14 protein-coding genes and 1 pseudogene are annotated in these 21900 nt (G+C 52.9%); 6 read left to right on the forward strand and 9 right to left on the reverse strand.

Annotated elements, in window-relative coordinates; all coding sequences use genetic code 11:
* Positions 1-224: 224 nt before the first annotated feature.
* A pseudogene (locus tag Poly59_RS27380) lies at positions 225-1104 on the forward strand (integrase core domain-containing protein).
* A gap of 121 nt (positions 1105-1225) precedes the next feature.
* On the opposite strand, the gene Poly59_RS27385 reads toward Poly59_RS27380, so the two are convergent.
* From Poly59_RS27385 to Poly59_RS27400, 4 genes are all read right to left on the reverse strand, one after another.
* Positions 1226-2617, reverse strand: a complete 1392-nt coding sequence (locus Poly59_RS27385) for a cation:proton antiporter (protein ID WP_146537265.1) — start codon at positions 2615-2617, stop codon at positions 1226-1228.
* A 680-nt stretch (positions 2618-3297) separates the two neighbouring features.
* Positions 3298-4128, reverse strand: coding sequence for a transglutaminase-like domain-containing protein (locus Poly59_RS27390; RefSeq protein WP_146537266.1), 831 nt, complete (start codon positions 4126-4128; stop codon positions 3298-3300).
* A gap of 74 nt (positions 4129-4202) precedes the next feature.
* The gene (locus Poly59_RS27395; protein WP_146537267.1) at positions 4203-4931 is read right to left on the reverse strand and encodes a proteasome-type protease; all 729 of its coding nucleotides are present in this window, start codon (positions 4929-4931) and stop codon (positions 4203-4205) included.
* 199 nt (positions 4932-5130) lie between these two features.
* Positions 5131-6333: a hypothetical protein gene (locus Poly59_RS27400; protein ID WP_246151978.1), complete on the reverse strand. Its 1203-nt coding sequence runs from the start codon at positions 6331-6333 to the stop codon at positions 5131-5133.
* A gap of 192 nt (positions 6334-6525) precedes the next feature.
* Between Poly59_RS27400 and Poly59_RS27405 the strand changes: the two genes are divergently transcribed.
* The 4 genes from Poly59_RS27405 (at position 6526) to Poly59_RS27420 (ending at position 9094) form a co-directional block, all read left to right on the forward strand.
* Positions 6526-6951: a DUF4235 domain-containing protein gene (locus Poly59_RS27405; RefSeq protein WP_246151979.1), complete on the forward strand. Its 426-nt coding sequence runs from the start codon at positions 6526-6528 to the stop codon at positions 6949-6951.
* A gap of 551 nt (positions 6952-7502) precedes the next feature.
* The gene (locus Poly59_RS27410; protein ID WP_146537268.1) at positions 7503-7985 is read left to right on the forward strand and encodes a pyridoxamine 5'-phosphate oxidase family protein; all 483 of its coding nucleotides are present in this window, start codon (positions 7503-7505) and stop codon (positions 7983-7985) included.
* A 45-nt stretch (positions 7986-8030) separates the two neighbouring features.
* Positions 8031-8492 carry a DUF4112 domain-containing protein gene (locus Poly59_RS27415; RefSeq protein WP_222436183.1) on the forward strand — a complete coding sequence of 154 codons (462 nt, stop codon included), beginning with the start codon at positions 8031-8033 and terminating at the stop codon, positions 8490-8492.
* Positions 8489-9094 carry a class I SAM-dependent methyltransferase gene (locus tag Poly59_RS27420; protein ID WP_146537269.1) on the forward strand — a complete coding sequence of 202 codons (606 nt, stop codon included), beginning with the start codon at positions 8489-8491 and terminating at the stop codon, positions 9092-9094. Before Poly59_RS27415 ends, Poly59_RS27420 begins: the two co-directional genes overlap by 4 nt.
* A gap of 47 nt (positions 9095-9141) precedes the next feature.
* Here Poly59_RS27420 and Poly59_RS27425 read toward each other — a convergent pair whose 3' ends face one another.
* The 3 genes from Poly59_RS27425 to Poly59_RS27435 form a co-directional block, all read right to left on the reverse strand.
* Positions 9142-10518 (reverse strand): deoxyribodipyrimidine photo-lyase, encoded by a 1377-nt coding sequence (locus Poly59_RS27425; protein WP_146537270.1) that lies wholly within the window; start codon positions 10516-10518, stop codon positions 9142-9144.
* A gap of 442 nt (positions 10519-10960) precedes the next feature.
* Complete coding sequence (gene ahr / locus Poly59_RS27430) at positions 10961-11980, reverse strand: NADPH-dependent aldehyde reductase Ahr (RefSeq protein ID WP_146537271.1); 1020 nt, start codon at positions 11978-11980, stop codon at positions 10961-10963.
* Between the two features lie 125 nt (positions 11981-12105).
* The gene (locus Poly59_RS27435) at positions 12106-17337 is read right to left on the reverse strand and encodes a PAS domain S-box protein (RefSeq protein ID WP_246151980.1); all 5232 of its coding nucleotides are present in this window, start codon (positions 17335-17337) and stop codon (positions 12106-12108) included.
* A 388-nt stretch (positions 17338-17725) separates the two neighbouring features.
* Between Poly59_RS27435 and Poly59_RS27440 the strand changes: the two genes are divergently transcribed.
* Entirely contained in the window at positions 17726-18574 is an 849-nt protein-coding gene (locus tag Poly59_RS27440; RefSeq protein ID WP_146537272.1) for a cysteine peptidase family C39 domain-containing protein, read from the forward strand.
* 172 nt (positions 18575-18746) lie between these two features.
* On the opposite strand, the gene pdeM is transcribed toward Poly59_RS27440, so the two are convergent.
* Both pdeM and Poly59_RS27450 read right to left on the reverse strand, forming a co-directional pair.
* The gene (gene pdeM / locus Poly59_RS27445) at positions 18747-19412 is read right to left on the reverse strand and encodes a ligase-associated DNA damage response endonuclease PdeM (RefSeq protein WP_146537273.1); all 666 of its coding nucleotides are present in this window, start codon (positions 19410-19412) and stop codon (positions 18747-18749) included.
* A gap of 7 nt (positions 19413-19419) precedes the next feature.
* Positions 19420-21891, reverse strand: coding sequence for a ligase-associated DNA damage response DEXH box helicase (locus Poly59_RS27450; protein WP_146537575.1), 2472 nt, complete (start codon positions 21889-21891; stop codon positions 19420-19422).
* Positions 21892-21900: the final 9 nt, after the last annotated feature.

The raw sequence follows: 21900 nt of genomic DNA on the forward strand, positions 1-21900 counted from the left end.
CGCAGGCTAGAGGACCGCGTAATGATCATAAATGACTGCGGAAATTCCGTAGGTCTCTTAGCTCTCTATCATCATCAAACTGCATTACCCTTGCCCCTTCTTCGTCGCCAACGCCGAGCATCGTGATGTTCGACTAGTTGGTGACCTGCACCCAAAAAACTGGGCCAAGCAAAGTGGGGAAATCGGAGTAAAATCTAGTCGGCGTTTCCAAGGAGAAACCGCCGATGAAGAAGTCGAAATTCACAGACCAGCAGATTGCCTTCGCGCTCAAGCAGGCCGAGACCGGAAACCGGAACACCGACTGATGAGGTGTGCCGCGAGCTTGGGATTAGCCAGCAGACGTTCGACAGGTGGAAGAAAAGTTCGCTGGACTTGGCACCGAAGAACTTCGGCGTCTGAAGCAGCTTGAAGAGGAGAATAAGCGATTGAAGTCGTTAGTAGCGGACTTGAGCTTGGACAACAGATCCTGCAGGATGTCCTGCCAAAAAAGCTCTGAGGCCTGCTCGCCTTCGTGAATGCGTCGGGGGAGCGAAGTCTTGTTACCGAATTAGCGAGCGTCGAGCTTGCGGTTTAGTTGGCTTGGCTCGCTCGAGTCATCGCTACCAGTCCACGAAGGATGATCAGGCCGCACTACGAATGCGTTTGAAAGAACTCGCCGCCACCAGAGTCCACTACGGCTATCGGCGATTGCATATTTTGCTTCGCCGCGAAGGTTGGGATGTCTCGGACAGCGGATGCGAGGCAAAGACGTGGTCGCTGCACTAGAACGTCTTGCATGTGACCGCGCGTTGCCAAATTCGATTCGCGTCGATAACGGCCCGGAGTTCACTTCGAAAGTTCTGGATCAATGGGCGTACGCCAACCGTGTGACGCTGGACTTTAGTAGGCCCGGAAAACCAACGGATAACGCTTTCATCGAATCGTTCAACGGAAGCGTCCGAGCCGAATGTCTCAACGAAAATTGGTTCTTGTCGCTCGGGCGACGCAAAGGAGAAGATCGAAGCTTGGCGAGTTGACTACAACGAACATCGACCCCACAGCGCGCTGGGCAACCTGGCCCCCAAAGATTTCGCTTCATCTGGCCGGGCTAGCCCGGCCAGATGAAGCCCGGTTTTTCTCACTGTGCTTGATACCGAAAAGGGGAGCAGGTCAGTTAGGCATGAACCATTTCTTTATCGACGAATCGTAAAGAGACGGGAAGGCACCTCTCCTGCCAAAGCTCGACTTAGTGCGTGGCTGAATTCGGTTCTTGCCCAACCGTCAAAGCCTCCGCACCAATCAATCGCCGAGCGAGCGTGCCAACGGTCAAGCCTTGAACAATGATCGAGAAGACAACGACGCCATACGTCACCGTAAGAAATAGGTCGCGATTCATATTCGCGGTCAACTGAAGAGCTAGCGCGATTGAAATGCCGCCTCGTAGACCGCCCCAGGTCATGATCGGGAGCGTATGCGGAACAAAATCGAGGCGTTTGGAAAAGAAACGCACGGGCGCGAGTAATGACATATATCGCGAGGCCAAGACCAATAGAATTGCAATCAACGATGCGTACACGTACGCTGGCTCTACCTTCAAAACGAGGACTTCGAGTCCAATCAGCACGAACAAGATCGCGTTGAGCAGGACGTCCAGCATTTCCCAGAATCGGTCGACATACTGCTCCGTCTGTTTCGACATCGCAGTTCCTCGCATGGTGTCGTTACCGACAATCAATCCAGCGACGACTATCGCCAGCGGAGCGGACAGGTGCAAGTATGAGGCCAGCGAGTATCCACCCATCACGCAGGCCAGCGTCATCATCACTTCAATTTCGTAGTCATCAATGGATCGCAGAGATAGGTAGGTGATCGTTCCTAAGACAAGGCCCAGGAATATGCCGCCAAGAACCTCGACACCAAAAAGCTTTGCAATGTCTTGCAAGGTCGTTTTCCCGTTTGTGTCTTCTTTCGTCGTGGTTTCATTCGACGCACTGCCAACCGCTACGGAATCTTGAACGTCCGCTGAATGGATTTCTAGATCCGGTCCCGCGTTATCGGGCTGTTGCCCACCGGCAGCGATGCTGAAGATTGTCAGGAACACGACAACGCCCACACCATCGTTGAATAGCGACTCGCCAACAATCTTTGTTTCCAGCTTCTTCGGCACATTCGCTTGTTTCAGAATCCCCAACACGGCGATCGGGTCAGTGGGGGAAATAAGTGCCCCAAATAGCAGGCAGTGAATAAACAGCACATCCAAACCCAGCCAGCTGAACGCAAAATAAGTTGAAACACCAACCAAAACAGTCGACGCCAACACGCCAATCGTCGAAAAAAGCAACACAGGCCAACGCTGGACCTTCAACTGGTCAAAGTTTGTGTGCATCGCGCCGGCAAACAACAAAAAACCGAGCATGACCTCGAGCAACACTTCTTGAAAGTCGATGTAGCCCATGAATGTCTGAGCCGCGTCAAGAACTCGGCTATCAACGGCTGAACTTGCCAGCAGCAAAAGCGTGAATGCGATCGCGATCACCATCAACCCAATCGTATTGGGAAGCTTCAGAAACCTTGCATTGACAAATCCGAAAACAGCGGCGAGCGTGATGATGATCGAAGCGACTGCGAACCAGTCCATTGCTAACTCAAATCAGTATGGAAGTGATGATTGATTGGAAAGACGTGTGCAATTTAGCCGATCACTGATAGATCGCAAATGCTCTGTTTAGATACAAGCTGAAAGCTCTTCTCGACGTCGAACTGTCGAAATCGTCATTGCCGGAATAGATTGCCCGCATTTCTTTTGAAACGCAATCGTCAATCGATGCGTTGCCGCGAACTCGAGGTCGTTGATGAGAATGAGTTAGCCTCAAAAACCGAACGAGTAGGCCTACACCTTTCAGTGTGTTGCCCAAAGACTTGTGCCGAACATCACCGTGACTTGTGCCGACCATCACCGTGATAGGCATGTCGGACCTAGATGAGAATTCGTGTTCGCCGCGCCGTACAACGCGTCTCGCGATCGTGTGTTGTTGTGATCACCGAGGCAGGCGCTGACGACGCAGATGTTCGCCAGTTATGATCGGTTGGCGTTCCTGCCACAAATTAGGGCGTGCGGCAAAGTGATGATCTCATCAGACAAAGTTTGGATAACCAAGTAGCCAACCGTGACATCTGCATTGCGCGCGACGTCGATGTAAAGAAGGCTAGCTGTTTCGACCATCCGCGTACCCACAGGCGGTCAATCTTTAATCACAGCGATTGTTGACCGGACGGATGTTTTGAGGACGAGTTAGATGATCATCCAATTCGTACCGGTCAAGCCGTTGAGACCGCCGGATCCTGCGAAGATGGAAGTTGGCTGCCTAATGAAGTCGCCCAGACATTCTTCTCTAGCATTGCGGCAGTGCCGGTTAGAGTAGAGAAAGCTACGTCTGCGGCATCGCGTCCAACGCCGATGCGAACCAAACCGAGCGTCGATGCCAAACGTGTTGGATCAAACAAGTACCAGTGGCCATCCAGAAATGCCTCCATAAATCCGTGGTAGTCCGGCGGCTGCAAATCAACTGCGTATCCGGACACGTAACGAGCCGGAATGCCGATGCCTCGGCACAAAGTGATCGCTAGGTGAGCATAGTCGCGGCAGACACCAGTCCGTTGCAGCAGCACGTCAGATGCGGTCGTCGTCGCAGTTGTGCTTCCAGGCGAATATTCGAGGTGACGATTGACCCAATCGCAAATGGCTTGGACTCGGCCGAAGCCTGGATCGAGTTGGCCAAATTCTTCGAACGCGAATCTAGCCAACAAATCGCTTTCGCAATATCGACTTGGGTTCATGTACGTCAGAACTTCAGGCGGCATCTGGGCTGCTTCGGATTCACCAACATCACGTGGGCGTTCGATCTCTGGGGTTAGTTCTGCCGTCGCCTGATAGGCAATCGACAATTGACATGGCTGAACGACTAGCCGGTGCAGCCGATTGCCTTCCAAGCCGACCTGGCATTGCTCGACGTCGATCTGTGGATCAAATGTCAAACTTTCGTCGCTTAGCACTTGGTGCTGCGTGGATGCCGCAGCGATCTTGAGCAGAAAGATCGTAGGTTGACGAACTTGATAGACGAGTTTGCTACCGATCTGAATTTTTGTCATGGAAAGTCCTTTGAAGTGGCGAAAACCTTCGGTCTGCGATCGGGAAAACCGCAGGTTGGAGTCATGCGCCTCGATTATTGCTGGTAGTCATTGAGAAGTGGTGATGCCCATTGCATGGGCAAATTGTGAACGGAATCGGATAATGACCTGTTCCAGTTCGAAATGGTTTCCGCCAAGTCGGCTTCCGTGTAACGATGAAAGCGTGGCGATGAATCATTGTTGCCAAGTACGGCCACGTCGATCGGGTAATCCACGTCCGTCACGCTTGTCCGAGTTGCATCGAAGGCCAGTAATGCTAGCGCGATGGCCGAGGACAGCGGTGTATCGCTGGTCAACAAACGATCAAGTATCGGTTTACCGTAATAAGTGCGGCCGATAATGAAGTAGGGCGAATCGATAGCAACCTCAACCCAGTTACCTTCGGGATAGACGTAAAACATTTGCGGTTTCTCGTCGGCCGGAAGTCTTCCGCCGATGATCGCATGCAGGTTAAATGTGTGATTAGTGGCCGCAAGGGCTGGTCCATCTTCGGCCTTCACTCGCCGCAACTGGTCGCCAAACAGGTTCGTGAATTGATACAAACGATCACGTACGACATCCTCACCGCGAAGAGCTTCATCGACGTAGGTAAGCGTTTTGTCGCGAACCGAGCGAAGCCCGCTGGTCATCGTGAACAATGCCTGGCCTGCATGCTGAAATTCCGCGAGCTTTCGCTTGTTGACTTGCTCACTGCCGCGAACGATCCGCGTGTCGGCAAGCGCCACGATTCCTTCATTCACTTTGATACCGACACAGAAAGTCATAAGTGTGATTCGCAAGGTAGATGGTTGCTGAACATTTCGTTAACGTCGCAAGTGCCCTGGCGACGCCAATATCGTAGCGGTTGGTGGCGAGATTGTTGAAGTGGCAACCAGCGATGCACATCCCGCGCCAAACCCTGCGGCTACCTGCCAATTCGCCAATTTCCGATCCGTTGTAGGCTGGAAGCCTGTGCCACGGATGCTAAATCTCTTCGTCGACGAAGATCACGTGGCGGAAGTAGTTCTGTGACTCGAAACTTGCACCGAGGGCTCCGATCAGCAGTCCGACCGAACCGCTAAAACCGGCCATTTGAAGATAGTCCCAGACCTCGATGTCGCGACTGGACAAGTCCGACGATTCCGCCCAACTTGCAATCAACGGGCGATCAAACAACAGCGAACTGACAACGATGCTTAGCATAAACAGCGACAACCAAGTTACGGTCATCCCGGTTAGCACGATACCCAAAGCAGACGCCGATGTAACGACGGTCTGCTCGCTGCGATTGCTGTTCCGGCGGATCAGTAGTTGTTGCCGGACAATCACATACAGCGTGGTTGCAATCAAGGATGTGGCCGCCAGAGCCCAGACTCGGAATAACGGCTGAGATAAAGCCAAATCCCAGGACTCGGCGGTCATTAACAAAATCGTGACGGTAGAGACCGACGCTAAAGTTAGCCGACTGAGTCGTCGAGGAAACTGCCACGGACGAGCTGCCCAAATCGCTTCGGCGATTTCGCGTCGGTTGATCCACACGGCACGAATGATAAACACGGGATAACTCATGCTCTTCCCGCTGCCTTCCTCCAAACGTTGGTCGGCTATCTCGCTGAGAGCCTCGGTTTGGCGAGCAATCTGATCATCATCCAGCTCGGTCATATCGTCCAAATCTTCTGCCAAGGCGGGATGAAACAGCAAATGATTCGGTCGTGTGTCGCGAGAAAGACCGAGCAAGTGACCGAGACAGTGTTGCATCAATCGAGATACGCGCAATGCAATCCGGTCGACGCGTTCATTCTCAACCGTCTCGGCCCCACCGGCTTGCGGATCTACGAGCGACATCGAAATTACCGCAGAATCGAGCGGGCGACTGATCGCAGCGAAACAAAACGGCGAATAGATACCGATCAGCTCGGATGCCGTGATAACGAACACGAAGTCCCAATGTTTTGCATCGCGGTCCTCCGCGGCTTGCTGCAACAGCACACTCGGTTCGACCCGGCTGCCCTCTGTCAACTCTGGTCGTTTAATCGCACGAAAACGAAACGCAAAGTTTGGGAAACACTTTTCCAACGCCAGTTGCGTCTTCGTGATCGCCATATGCAATGCATCGCGGTCAACTTTATCGAGTGGTCCCGCGACGATGAGGCCAATTTCGATCTCCGTTGATGCTGCTTCGGTCACAGGCGGTAGCTCCCTCACTGAGTGTTGCTTTACAGCAGTCGTTCTACGCACTTTGCGTTCCATCGACTTGACGCAGGCATCGAGAGTGGCATGGGCGTATCCGCAAACCGGAAGCCCGCGGCACATTTTTGGACAGCGCGGATGATTTTCAACCATCGCAAAATGTTTTAGTACTGTTTCAAACCTGAAGCGATGTGTTTGCTCTACGTTACGAGCTTGGCATGCGACTTGCGACTTTGCCGCGACACTTTACGAAAGGTACTCACCGAAGGCAAAGAAATGATCGAGGAACTTAGTGACAGGTACGCAGATATTCGCAACGGGCGATACGATTCTCCCCTCAGAGACGAACCAAATGGAACCAATGACGGTGTCGCCCCCATGGAAAACATGTTGGCATTTGCTGTCGCAGCGGGCACGGCACTGGTTGCTCGCGAATTGCTGAAGGGTGGCTGGCGGGCTGCATTAGGAAGTGAGCCACCGAGGAACCCCGCTTCACACGAAGTGGATTGGCGCGATGCAATGCTCTGGGGCGTGATGTCGGGAGCGATTGTTGGTGCAGCCCGAATCGCTTCCCGCCGCGCGACGTCGTCGGCGTACAACCGGTTTCGAAATTAGCGGCTAGCGGTTCAGGTTTTCATCCGCCATCAACCACCCGCTGGTACCGTCGTGATACTGGAACGGTTTCGCGGACGCCGACTCAATGCCGGGCCCTCCTCGAGCGATAGATTGTAGTGATGCAGATCCGGCTCCGGCAAACAATTGTCCATGTCATGTATCGAGTATTGACTATCGGCGATTTCGGATCCACCTTTTCGTAGGGTAGCTTTTGCGAGTGCGGAATCTATAAAGCCACGATGATCTTCCTAGTGAACCGAAGACATCTTCATGTTTGAAGGATTCGCGGTCGCCTTGAGCGGTGGTCGATCACCGATGCAGTCAGGCACGGTTCAGTCAGGCACGGTTCAGTTGAGAAAACGAAGTGGTCGAACTGGCTAATGCGAAAAAGCTCGCTTTCATTCTCGCGAGTTTTGTTAAGGGAAGTAGTTGTACGGGATCTTTCGACTGATCCGAGTGACGTCCGATGCGGTTCTTCAGCAAGAAGAACTTTGGCATGGAATCTGCGTCTTCGTTCCAGCAATCACAATCACGTACAAAGGGACTAACTGATGGACATTCAAGAGAAACTAATCGATTTGATTCACGACTTTAGTACTGCCATGCTGGTGACGCGTAGCGACGATGGCTCGCTAGACGCTAGGCCAATGGCAGTAGCTCAAGCAGAAGATGACGGTAAAATCTGGTTTGTCACCGATCGCAGCTCGGGAAAAATCGCCGATTTGATGTTTGACTCGGAAGTTGCTGTGACCATGCAAGGGTCAAGTAAATATGTTTCGCTCTCTGGCATCGCCCACCCTGTGGACGATCGCGTGAAGCTAGACGAACTTTGGAGCGAAGCTTGGAAGGTCTGGTTCCCAGAAGGGAAAGCGAGCGAATCGATTCTGCTCTTGATGGTCGAGCCAACGCGTGCTGAATACTGGGACAACTCAGGATTGACCGGAGTGAAATATTTACTGAAAGCTGGAAAGGCCTATTTGCAAGGCGAGCGTCCATCGACCGATGCGTCCACGAACGCGTCGATTTCGCTGTAAGGTTTATCACGAACGTTTCCACGACCTCCTTCGTTGAGATTGACGATGTCCACAGTACGAACGTCCGGTGTACGGTTTCTAGGACGAAAACGACAAGAACCGTCCAATTCTACCGTAACTCAACCGGGCCTCAGAAACATGGTGACGGAGAACGCAATTGTCTTGCGACGAGTCCAACGTGTCGCCCGTTTAATGGACTCGTCGATGACGATTCCGGGTACATCGATTCGCTTTGGACTCGATAGTGCTTTTGGACTGATTCCAGGCGTCGGTGACATTGGTACAGCGGCAGTCGGCGGTTGGATACTCTTGCAAGCCCACCAGTCTGGTTTGCGAAAGCGTCAGCTCGCACGAATGGCCGCCAACATTGCTGTCGACCTCACGATCGGAAGTGTTCCCCTGGTGGGCGACCTATTCGACGTCTATTGGAAATCGAATTTGCGGAACGCCCGTCTACTTGAGGAACATCTCAAGGAAAAACTCGAGCCAGCGAACGCCCAACCATGAGCATAATCGAAGGGGTCGCCACCGGCCAACTGGTGGACACAGACAGTTCGCTGACCGTTTTGGATTTCGTACGCGAATTCTTCAGCAATCCCGCCGAAGTTGCGTCATTGTTACCAAGTTCTTCGTTTCTTCATCGAGAGATCGCGAGGCAAGCCAATCTTAAATCAGCGAAGTATATCGTTGACCTTGGCCCCGGACTTGGCGGCACCACTAGGTCGCTGCTGCAGTGGAGCAACAACCAAGCACGAATTGTCGCGGTTGAGACCAACGAGACTTTCGTCGCACATCTAAGTCAACTCGGTGATGCCAGGCTTTCTGTAGTGCATCGTAGTGCAGCGGACCTACGGCAAATCATCGAGGACAACGACTTACCGCAGGCAGACGTGATCGTATCCGGTGTACCGTTTTCGACAATGGACGCGGCTACTTCCAACGCGATGATTGACGGCATCTATTCGTCGCTTAAACCCGGCGGCTCGTTCATTGCCTACCAACTTCGAGACCGAGTCTGTCAATTGGCCGAACCTCTGTTCGGGCCCGCCTCGATCTCGTTCGTTTGGCGTAATTTGCCACCACTACGAGTCTTTTGCTGGCAAAAGTAGATTAACAAACTAGATAGATAGTGGATCGTGGCATCTCGGTCTTCTAATCACAACGATTCGAACTCGTTTTCGATCTGCGAGACGTAGGTATCAACGTCAATTTTTCGCCTAAGTCCGTCTGCCGACATGTAACGAACCTTGCCAAAGATCGGCCTTTCCTGATGCGCTCGATCATGCAAACCAAATAGCCAGGCGACATTCGCGTAGGAGTTTGCATCGCGTCCATCCAAGAAATACTTGTTATTCAGATCCAACGCGGTTCGGTACGCGTGAGCGGTCGTGTTGGTCCATTGGATAATCTTCTTGCCCCAATACATTCTTAAATGGTTGTGCAAATAGCCTCGATGCTTCATCTCAATCATTGCGGCGTTCCAGGCCGGGTCATGTGTCTCGGCGTTCTCCAATTCAGTCGCCGAGTAATGGTGATTCCGCTTATCGCTCTCGTGTTTGTCGAGAGTGTCCGCCGCCCAACTCGGCAAGCACTTAAGGCTATCGTACTCCTTTTCGTAGTGGACAAAGTTGATCGCCAACTCTCGGCGAACAAGTAGTTCTTCTAGAAAAGCATCTTTGGCATCTGTCGAAACGCCCATCTTCTGCTGCACCTCTATCGCGATTGCCAACGGCGATATTTGACCGAAATGCAAGTATGGACTAAGAAACGAGACTGCGGGATCGAGGACCGAAATCGGATCGTCGTAGCTTCCGAGCGATCGGCTGAGAAATGTCTTGAGTTTCGCTTTCGCTTGTGACGTCCCGCCCTTGAAATCATCGACCGGCCGCACGCTGTCATCGACCGATAGCTGTAGGAGCACGTCATCAATTTTTGTAAGATCGAGTCCATTGACGCTTAGCCTAGTCGAATCTTTCTCAAGCGAAGTCGTCGATAAATCAGTGAAAAATCCTTTTGCGGTCTCGTTAATTTGAGTTCGGATTGTCCGAGCGGCGTACTCTCGTTTATCCGACGCAATTTCAACTGGAACGATGACATCGGATTCAACCTGCCACACTGCACAAGGTGCTTCATTCGCAATGATTTCTCGCCACTCGACTTGATGCCGTAAATAGCCGCGATCGCAAATCAACTCGCATGCGTCTCTCGCCAGATCGGAAACGAGATCGGGTACTTTGCCATTCCGCACGACAAAGGCGATCGAACGACGGTTTAACGCATTCGCAACATTTGCCAGACCTTCTAGCATAAAACGATAGTGTCGGTGGTTCGCGTCTGGGTAGTCCTCCGTCAAACCGAACGCGACAAGCAGCCCGCTCTTGTTTTCGTTTGCTCGCTGTACCGCAAACTCCAACGCATGGTTGCATTCCGATCGCTGTGCCTGCTGCATCCAATACAACGTGTATGCACCTTCCACACAGTCTTTATCGTTAAGCCGCTTGATGCGGTCATCTTGAATTATGCTCGAAGCCACCGGTCAGCCTTCCTCTTCGATCTCGGCGTGTGACTTGAAAATGTGACCGCAAAAGTCGAGAAATACACGCATTTTGGCCAGACATGTTTCAAAGTCGTGTGAATGTTCCGAAAATCCACGCGTCTGCGTTACCTAGTTTAATGGCATCGATCACCAATACGCTGCAAAAAGACTTGCCAGCTTCAGCGGCTCCCATTTTCCTTAGCTAACCTGAGTTACGTTCCAGAGACTCGCCATCAATTGGCGCTGGCTGGTATGACGTCGGTCCTTTCGTCGTCAAGTGCATCTTCGACGACGGCTTCCGCCATCTCGTAGACCCGCCCCTACAAACGGAAAACGAAAATTCGCATCCTCAAGCTTGTCCGATCCCCATTTCGGATCAACCTGTTGCCGTTAGCTGCACTTATTCCGTTCACCCGTTGACCCGTTGCCTCAAAGATACTCAATCGAAATCGTTTGTTAGCACCAAACGGTATCTCGGCGACCCACTTCGCAACTTCTCCATCGCGTCATTGACCTTCGACATCGGAAACTCTTCGATTATAGGCGAGATGCTGTGACGCCCCGCAAATTCAAGCATGTCACGTGTCGTCTGCGGACTGCCGATCGGGGAACCACCGAGCGACTTTTCTCCCATCAGCATTGGAAACCAACTCACCTCGACACTCGGCAAAGCGCCAACGATGTGAATCTTTCCACCCGGCCGCAGAGTATTAACATAAGCGTCCCAATCAAGCGGCGCATTGACGGTGACGAGCACCATGTCGAGCGATCCGGTTGCCGACTTGAGAGATTCGGCGTCTTTCGAGTTTAGGAAACGATGAGCACCCAACTCACGTGCTTCGGATTCTTTTTCTGGACTCGTCGAAAACGCCGTGACTTCGCACCCCCATTTGTTTGCGAATTTGACGGCCATATGACCGAGACCGCCGATACCTACAATGCCCACCCGCTGCGTCGGCTTGATTTCGTTCTTGACGAACGGATTGAACACGGTCAAACCGCCGCAAAACAAAGGGCCAGCAGATTTCGGATCGACTCCCTCTGGCAACGGAATCGCCCAAGATGCTTGACATCGAACATGATCCGCGAACCCTCCGTGTCGGCCGATGATCGTCGCGCCACCGGCTTCTACTTCTTGGCATCGATTGTGATTTCCACTCATGCACTGGTCACAAACCAAACAAGACCGACACATCCAACCCAGTCCAACTCTTTGTCCTGGACCTAAGTGCGACACAGCTGAGCCAACTTGCGAGATCGTTCCGACGACTTCGTGACCGGGTACAAGCGGATAGGAAGTCATTCCCCAATCGTTGTCGAGCATACTGAGGTCACTATGACAAATACCGCAGAACTCGACCTTGATTTCGACTTCATCGGCAGACAGTTCGCCGGGTTCGTACTCGAACGGTTCGAGTGGTTTGCCTTGTTCAAATGCTGCATAGGCTCTGATTGTCATCGGTGTCGTTCTCCATGAGTGACTAAAACTGTTGATACTTGGGGAAGATAGAAGCACCGGAAGGGTTGGTGCTCGCGTTCGATGCCGAGCTAAAAACCTACATGCCAATCATTCTTATCCCGTTTCTACTTCGTCAGTGCCGCCACACGGCGCACTAGGTTGGCGGATTCGACGGGTTTAGCCATGAACTCAGTGCAGCCTACGGCGATTGCGTTTTCAACCTCTTCCGATGTCGCTCCGGCTGTCAGCGCGATGATCGGCATGGTAAAACCTTGGCTTCGAAGTTGTTCGGTTGCGGCTCGCCCATCCAATTCCGGCATTTGCATATCCATAAGGATACATGCAAACGGACGTTCCTCACTTTCAGCTTTCAAAACAGCCCTGACAGCTTCAGCTCCGTTTTGTGCTTGGGCAACTTCAGCCCCGGCACGAGAGAGAATTCGCGTGGTGACCATCCGCACATCGCGAGCGTCGTCGGCGACCAGAACTCGACAATTGAGTTGTTCAAGTTTTCCGGAGCTGGTCGTTTCTGGTTTCAGGTCGGTCGCAGTGGGAGTTATTAAATTCCCCGAACTCTTCACTGGCAACAGCAATGTGAAGCAACTTCCTTTGCCCTCAAAACTCTCGACCGTGATGTCGCCTCCGAGTATTTTCGCTAAACGTTTGCTGATAACCAATCCCAGGCCGGTGCCTTCGACACCTACAATTTTGTCGTCATGGACTTGGCTAAACGTTTGAAACAACCGCGACAAGTTCCGTTGGGAGATTCCGATCCCAGTATCAATGATGCGAAAGCGAAGTTGTTCAGCGGAAGATGGATCCGTATCCACGACGACCTTCACGCTGCCCTTGGGCGTGAACTTAATTGCATTGCCAATCAAATTGACCAATATCTGCTCGACTCGCGAACGATCACTGTGAATTCTTTCGACGACCGGGCCAGCAAATTCAAATGTAAGGGGAATGCCACTCGTATCACTACGGTGCCTCATCAGTTCATTAATGTCCGCCAACATTGGAACCAAGCCGAAACGTGATTTGCGGACAGCTAACTTGCCGGCTTCGACTTTGGATAGATCCAAAATGTCGTTAATGATGCCCAGCAGAAATCGGCCGTTGCGGATGACTGTTTCGAGATGTTCCTCTTCCACCGCCTTGCCTTCGCGTAGGTCTCGCAGCGCGATGTCACTGAAACCAATGATGGCCGACATCGGAGAACGAATTTCGTGACTCATGTTCGTCAAAAATTTGCTCTTGGCCAAACTGGCTTCCTCTGCCGCCGCACGGGCTGTTTCTAAATATGTCTCGGTCTCCTTACGTCCAGTTACGTCGGTCATGTAAAGAGCCGCGCCGCCTTCGACCGGGAAAACCCGAGCGTCATACCAGCGGCTTAGGTGCCGAGAGTAGTATTCCGTCACTTCCCCATGCTGTGAGCGACGAACGCGGTCGAGCGCCGACAGCAACGGGGATTCAAGTTCATCCGCGAACAGGTCTTCATAAGAACAACCGACTAAGTCGCCGGTCTGTTTTGTAAGATTGTGGGCCGCTCGATTGGCCACTTGAATCGTGCCGTCTTGGCTGAAACTGATGAATGGATCATCACTGCGTTGGATCACTTCCGAAATGATTGCGCGTGATGCTGATAATCTCTGTTCGGTTTCCTTTCGTGCCGAAATATCTTCGATCAGCGAAATGCAGCAATCCGGATTCCCATCAACGTCCAACCGCAACGAGGTTGTCAGATTGATCCAGACGATGTGACCGTCTCGATGAAGATAGCGTTTTTCCAACGAATAACCAGGAATCTCGCGGCGTTTCATTTGAGTGAACTGGACCAAGTCTTTGTTCAAGTCCTCTGCGTGCGTGATGTCTTGGAACGTTTTCGAAAGCAGTTCTTCTCGCGTGTACCCGACAATCTGGCATAGCTTCTCGTTCACTCGCAACCAGTCGCCATCGAGACTGATGTGAGCAATTCCGAATGCAGCGTTTTCAAACGTGCTCCGATATTCCTTTTCGCTCGTCTCCAAAATTCGTTTCGCATGAACGATTGGCGTCACATCGTTTTGAGCTCCTACGAAGTGCGTCACTCGGCCTTCTTCGTCGGCGACGGGTGTGATGACCAAATCGTTGTAGAACTCTGTCCCATCGCGGCGAACATTCAGAATCGTCAGCCGGCATTCTCGTTGCTTGGAAATTGCGTCGCGAATTTTCTGGACGTCATCTGGATCGGTACGTGAACCTTGCAAGAAACGGCAGTTCCGCCCAACGATGTCGTCGGGATGAAACCCGGTCAGGTTGTAGAAACCTTGATTTGCGTAAACGATTGGCATGTCTTCTGCTAATGCGTCAACAATTATGAATCCCGTGCTCGCCGCGTCGATCGCTCGCGTTCGTAACCGTAGTTGTTCCTCTGCGGCTCGCATCACTGTGACGTCATAGAGCGTGATCGCGGCGGCGGAGACTCGTTCGTAATCATCCAGTACTGGCGTGACGCGTATCAGCAAGGTGAGCTTCTTTCCGCGTATCGTTACGGCAACTTCTTTCGGAGCAACTTCTCCCTTGCGAGAGAGTTCGCGAACTAACGCATCGCAGGACTGGAATGCCGACTCAGGTAGTACATCCTCAAGCTCGACATTCCTCTCGACGTCCAATTCGGTCCCGAACAGCTTGGTTGCACCTCGATTCCAACTTGTCACGCGACCGGTCAACTCGACACCAATGATCGCGTCCGTACTGTCGGCTACGATCGAGTTCAGTTTGCGCAGCTTCTCGGCTGTATCTTTGACCGACCTAAGGTTTGTGATGGTTAGCAACACGCCAGTGCGGTCACGATACGGAGTCGCTCGCAACAACACTGGGTCACTTCTGCGATCGGAAGCCTCCACCTCCATCGCGTGATTGGTATCGCGGACGCGCTGAGCGATCTCGATCAGATCGATGCCTTCGAGGGCGTGCGCGTAATCCGTTAGCGATTCCCCTTGTGCATCCTTACGGCGGATCAACAGCACGTCTGCCGCGGCAGGAGTAACCCGTCGAATGCGCATCTCCCGATCGACAAGAACCATTCCGACGTCGCTTTCACGCATCACGCTTTCTAAATCATTCGTCAGTTCAGTCAGCATTTGTAGACGACGTGAGCTTTCCGAGTGCGTCGTGTGAAGTTCTTCATTGACGCTGTGCAGTTCTTCGTTCGTGCTTTGCAGTTCTTCGTTACTGCTAGTCAGCTCTTCGTTGCTTGACTGCAACTCTTCGTTGGTCGTTTCGACTTCTTCAATGGTGGCCTGCAGATTCTCACGCGTGTAGTCCAATTCCAGCTCGAGAACTCGAACCTGCTCTCGCAGCATCTCGATCGTTGACGCTTCGCTGCCATCGATGACAGTTAGCTTCGATGCTAAAGACGAAACCTCGGCAACCGACGTTTTCTCCGACTTCTCGGCCGCCGATGGCAAAAGCAACGATTTCTTAATTGGTGGCTCGACTGAGTTAAAACTAAGCAAGCAATGGGTTTCGGAGACATTCACGTGATTGAACATTTTGAGCGTTAGCTCAACTCGCTCACCGTCCAAAACAGTCGACTCACTTTCCGCAATCTTCTCGCTCGATTGCAGTCGTTGCATGAGAACCGTTAATAACAACCTCAGCGGTTCGGCTAACATGTCTTCGACGGTTCCGGTCAACCGTCCTGTCTGGCGGACGGTGTATCGTGTAACGTCGCCGAAGACTTGCAACGGATGCAACGATTGATCGAACAAGATTCCGGGTGGCGCGTACTGTTCCAGAATTCGGTCGTAAGACATCACGAGAGCGGGAGACGGTGACCGCGATGACCGGGGGCGAATCGAAAGAGGCGCGTTGGTCTGGGGCCGCTTGCGAAGCTTTAGGTCCAGTGGCAGTCGTGATTCGCGTTCCTTTTGAAACAGACGCCAGTGTTTGTCGAGTGTCGCAAACTGTTCTTCCACATTGCCGGGTGTTTCGCTCGGACCCAGCCACAAAACTCCCCGTGTCCGCAGGGCGTGCGTGAATGCAGAGAGAACGCGTTCTTGGGCGTCCTCCAGCAGGTAAATCAACATATTGCGACAGGTGACCAAGTCCAGGTTGGTGAACGGAGCGTCCTGCAGCACATCGTGACGTGCAAAGACGATCGACTCACGAACGCTCTTGGCGATCTCGAACCCGTCAGGATGCTGTACGGTGAATTGGTCGCGGAGGTGTTTCGGTATCTCGCTAATCGATTCCGCCGGATAGACACCCTGCTGTGCATATCGAATCGCGTCGGGGTGCACGTCAGTTGCGAAGATCTTTGTGACGAAGCTAACGTTGCGTTTCTGCTTTTCGTCCTGGATTTGCATCGCGATGCTGTACGCCTCCTGACCGGTCGCGCAACCGGCGATCCAAACTCTCAGTTCGTCGCCTTCACTCTTCGATGCAACCAAGGGGCGGATGCAACGACCACACAATCTTTGATAACCGTCTGGATCACGAAAAAAACGGGTCACACCAATCATCAGATCATCGGCTAACCGCGAAACCTCCTTGAGATCACCGTCAAGCAAGTCAATGTAGCTGGCGAGATTGTCTCTCTTGCTTAACATCATTCGTCGCGACAAACGCCGGGAAAAAGTCCCATGTTTGTATTGTCCGAAGTCGACGCCACAACAACTCTCCAGTCGTTTGTAGATCGGCTCGAGATCATTGCGTTCGATCGAAGGGGCCCGGTGCGCAACCACTTCGGCGAGTGATGTTCCCTCCGCGTAAGATGTCAACGCCTCCGCTATTTCTGGAACTGGTGCGACGATGTGGACAGCTTGAGTCTTGATGGCGTTCAGTGGCATGCCGTTGAACTGTGCAGAGTCCTCATCTTGACAGAGCACCAAACCACCTGCCTTTCGAACGTCCTGAATCCCGACGCTACCATCACTGCCTGTCCCCGACAACACTACGGACGCGATTGACCGACCGGACTGCCGGGCGAGCGAACTGAAGAACCGATCGATGGGGAGGTTCAATTCGCCATCGTCGAATCGCTCTAGCAATTTCAAGCGATTACCCTCTAGCTCTACATGCTTACCGGGTGGCATTAAGTAGACGGTGTTCGGCATCAGCGTCGCGCCTTCGGCCATCTGAACCGTAGCCATTTTGGTCCGACGTCCTAATAACTCGGCCATGTGACTTTGGTAGTCCGGTGAAAGGTGCTGTATCACCACGAAGGCTGCACCCGTGTCATCCGCCACCTGCTCGAACAAGCATTCCAGCGCGGTCAGCCCCCCTGCGGACGCGCCGACTCCGATGATGCAATCGGGAGACCTTCCTGCCTTCATAGTCGATCCTGGGTCTGCTGTTTCGGAGGGTTGGATCATTGGGCAAGTGATTTGGGTATTGCGATGTGGCGCAGGCTTCCAGCCTGGACGCCGCAGTATTGCCAAGCTAGAAGCCTACGCCACAGAAGAGCGACTCGTTTTTACACCAGAGCAACTACTGTACCCAACGGAAGGTCGTGTGTTCATCCAGTTGCGTTCGCGATAGTTTAGAGTTCCCGCGATTACACTATCCAGACAACACAAGAATATAAACTTGCCCAACTGGTGCATCGTCAACCAAAGTGGTCGATCGCAGCGCACCGGCTGTATCGACTTGCCCAAAGCCATCATTGGCTGGAAACGGCACACGAGATGCTCGCGTTCATATTCGCCTAACAAGCTTCAACCAAGAATTCACGATATCGCAGGCCAGAAACCTACTCTCATTATGACGGACATCACGATCGCGATCGCTGTGATGATCGCCATTTCGCTCACCTTGGGTCTCTTAACGGCGAAGTTCTTCTATACCGTCAAGGGCCAATGGACGATGCTAGGATTGGCGATGTCGGTGTTGGCGATGGTCTACTTCCTGTTTTACGGGTCGGGTCAGTTGATCTTGGCGAGAATTGTGCCTTCGTCCGCCGCTATTGTCTACACAAACTTCGCAGCCTTCTTTGCGGCGATGGGTGCTGGGTGGGCGTGGCGACTACCCGAGACGCCGATGTGGCGACGAGCAGGACTGAGCCTACTGCTCTGTGGCGCATCATTGGCAGCAACGTGTTGGCCACTACTCTCGATCGCCGTTCGTCCACCACCGAATGGCGGCGACGATTGGGAGAACGGTGTGGCCAGACAGACGTCTTGGGCGACATGTAGTCCGGCGGCAGCCGCTACTTTGTTCCATGGTGAAGGGATCGAGATTAGTGAACGCGAATTGATTCCACTTTGCCTGACCGATTCGAGCGGAACCCCGACGCTCGGATTGTACCGCGGCGTGAGACTAGTCGCCAAAGAATATGGCCGCTCCGTCACAATCGTAGAACCAAGTTTGCAACGACTGATCTCTGATGATGATTGGCCGGTTCTGATCGCTGTTGAATTACCGTTCGGAGTCGAAGACCGTCGCTATGCCGATCAATGGGGATGGATTCCTGGAATGGGCCATTCGGTTGTCGCTCTTGGACGAACCGAGGATGGCGGATTCCTAATTGGCGATCCATCCGTCGGTCTTGAAATCTGGCGCGAAGACGACATGAAGCTTCTTTGGCATGGGAATGGAATTCGAGTTCAGTGACGTTAGTTCGGCCTATGGATTTTCAAGGAATCGTCGTTACGCGTTGAAAGTTCTGCTGGGTTGTCACTAGCTGGGTACTTGAGAGTTGCGATGGCAACATGCCGGAATCGTCGAACGAATTGTCGTGCACGTCACAGCGTGTGATGCTCGTTGGAACGGGCGGAATACAAGCCTACACAACGTGCTCAACGATCTCGTCGTCGGCAACGATCCAAACGCGAGAGTCTTTCTTTGGCTTGACGCAGTGCAATCCGGTGAACTGACCGAAGGCTGGTAAGACAAGGCAACGGTTGTCCATCCAAAAACAAGGCATTCGTCCCAGCGACTGCGTCGCAATCCTGATATTGATTCCAGGGTGAATGTGACCGCACAACACCAGCGTCGAATCGCTGGTTGGCGCACTAGGTTCATGGGTTAGCGTGAACGCCCCCATTCTGATCCCCGGTTCCACAACGTCGATCGGCCATGCCGGCGGAAGCTGACCGACATGAGCATCGTGGTTGCCTCGAACCAGGGTGATGTTCAGCGACGCATGCTTCCGGAAAAAGACATCCATCGACTCGCAGACGTCGCGTGACAGTGACGAACGAGCATGAAATAGATCACCAAGCACAACCAAACGGACTGCGTTTACGTCCGATATGAGGGTGGATAGCGATCGCAACGTTCCATCAGTGCTGCCTCTCGGAACGGGAATCCCGTGTCGTCGAAACGTCGCCTCCTTGCCGAAATGCGTGTCAGCAACAAACAGCGTTTCGCGATCGGGCCAAAAGACGGCACGCGCGGAATGCAGTTGCAATTTGGTTCCGCTAAGCGTCACGTCCAAGATGTGATTCATAGTTCGCCTACGCAACGTTGTCTGCTGCCGTTTCAAGCTGTTGCTGCATTCGTCTGATGCGGTCTGCCAGTGTTTCACTGCTCACGCTTTCGCGAAGCTTATCCACCAGCAGCGGGAACGACAGTGGTGTGATCTTCGGCGGTTTTGTGACTACGATCTCGCTGTTCTCAATTCGATCCAACGCATCAAACATTCGATGCGATTCCAATTGGAATTCCAGCACTTCGCGGCGACTCTGTTGCAACAAAAGATTGTCGGGGTCGTATTCGCAAAACACGTCGAAAAATAAATTACTGCTCGCCTGCACATGGCTGGCACTCTTCCGCTGGCCAGGATATCCCGGATGAATCAGCCCCGCGACCCGCGCGATCTGCCGAAACTGGCGTTTCGCCATCTCAGTCGAATTCATGCTATCCAAGATGTCGCCGACTAAGTTCTCGGTCGAAAAAAGTTTTTGGGCGGCGAGTTTCTCGATGTCAACCTGATGCGGCGATTGCAAAACGATCCCGTAGTCATTGCAGGCCATCGTGAACGTTGTCTTCTGCGATCGAGAAATTCGATACGCGAGCAAAGCCGCCAGTCCCTCGTGAACCAAGCGTCCCTCAAACGGGAAGAGAAACAGTTGATGTCCTCCGCGCGTCTCGATCTTCTCAATAAGAAGTTGATTACTGCGAGGCAGTTTGCTCCAACGCGACTGGATCGCAAACAGACGTTTCAGTGACTTCATTTCTCGTCCAATTAGTTTACCATTGGCCGCTTCTTCCAACTTCTTTCGCAACGCCGCACTCAGTTCGCTCGACAACGGCATTCGCCCGCCCATCCATCGCGGCACTGAATCGGGGGCCCCAGTCGCCCGTCTTACGTAGGCCACGTTGTCCTTGACGCGTACCAGCGAAACTAGCTTTCCCGCAAACAGAAACTTGTCGCCGGAATTCAACTTTGATAAGAACCGCTCTTCAGCCGATCCGAGTGTTTTCCCCTTCAAATACTTCACTTTCATCGAAGCGTCCGAAACAATCGTGCCAATGTTCATTCGGTGCATCGTGATAGTCCGCCTCAAGCTGACTTGGTGGCGACCATCGACGATCTCAACACGATGGAACTCAGGGTACGCCTCCAACGAACTGCCACCTTGCACCACGAAGTCCAATACCCATTGCCATTCCTGCTCGCTCAGCGATTGATAAGAGCGACAAGTGCGAACTTCGTTTAGCAGTTCGATTGAATCGAAGCCGCCGCCGATTGCGATCGTGACTGTGTGCTGGGCCAAAACATCCAGCGGCTTGTTCAGCAATGGTCTCGCCTCCAAATGTCCGCTACGGATGGCATCCTGCGCGGCAGCCAATTCAACCAGCTCCAATGCATTGGTTGGAACGAATGCCAAACGGCTTTCCGCATCCGGTTGGTGACCGCTTCTCCCGGCTCGCTGCAGCAATCTCGCCGCGCCCTTGGGACTGCCAATTTGAAAAACCAAGTCAACCGCAGTGAAGTCAACTCCCAAATCGAGGCTGCTGGTGCAAACGACAGCGCGGAGTGAGCCGTCTCGCAAGGCGTCTTCCACCCAGCGACGAACGGACGTGTCGAGTGATCCATGATGAAGCGCGATCTTGCCCGCCCAATCGGGACGATGCTTTAATAGATGCTGGTACCAGATCTCGGTTTGCGATCGGGTATTGGCGAAGATCAACGCACTGTTGACTTGTTCCAACCGTTCCACAACCTGCGGTACCATTTTCGTGCCGATGTGACCCGACCATGGAAATCGTTCGATCATCGCCGGCACGATCGACTCTAGCTTCAGTCGTTTCTTCTTGTAGCCCTCGACGATACAGGTTGGACCGACCGGTTCGACACCGACAAGAGACTCCATCGCTTCAGGCAGATTCCCAAGAGTCGCCGAGACACCCCAAGTCCGCAGATTCGGATTAAGTTTCCGGAGTCGTGCCAAGGCCAACTCCGTTTGAATGCCACGTTTCGTTCCCAGTAATTCATGCCACTCGTCAACAATCACGCTTTCGACATTCGCTAGTTGATCGAGCAGTTTTTCGTGAGTCAACATCAACGATAGACTCTCGGGTGTCGTCACGAGCGCGGTGGGCAGTTTCTTGAGCTGCCGCGTCTTTGCACTCTGCTTGCTATCCCCCGTTCGCGATTCCAATTGCCAAGGCAACCCGAGGCCATCAATCGGTGCCCGAAGTGAAGCTTCGGTGTCACCGGCGAGCGCTCGTAGCGGGGTGATCCACAGCACGCGACAAGCCGGTGGCCGCTTCGGATTCCACTTCGATGGGTCGGGGTTCTCTTCCAGCCACTTCAAGATCGGCCCCATCCAAACAGCCAGAGTTTTCCCGGTCCCCGTAGCCGAATGAACCAAACCGCTGTTGCCGTCCAAGTAAGCACGCCAAACCGATCGCTGGAAAGGAAACGGTTTCCAACCGATGGAGGAGAAGTACCTATCGACGGTCTGCTTGGAAGTTTTCACTTTGGAACC

The organism is Rubripirellula reticaptiva (genome assembly GCF_007860175.1).
GTDB classification, from domain to species: Bacteria; Planctomycetota; Planctomycetia; order Pirellulales; family Pirellulaceae; genus Rubripirellula; species Rubripirellula reticaptiva.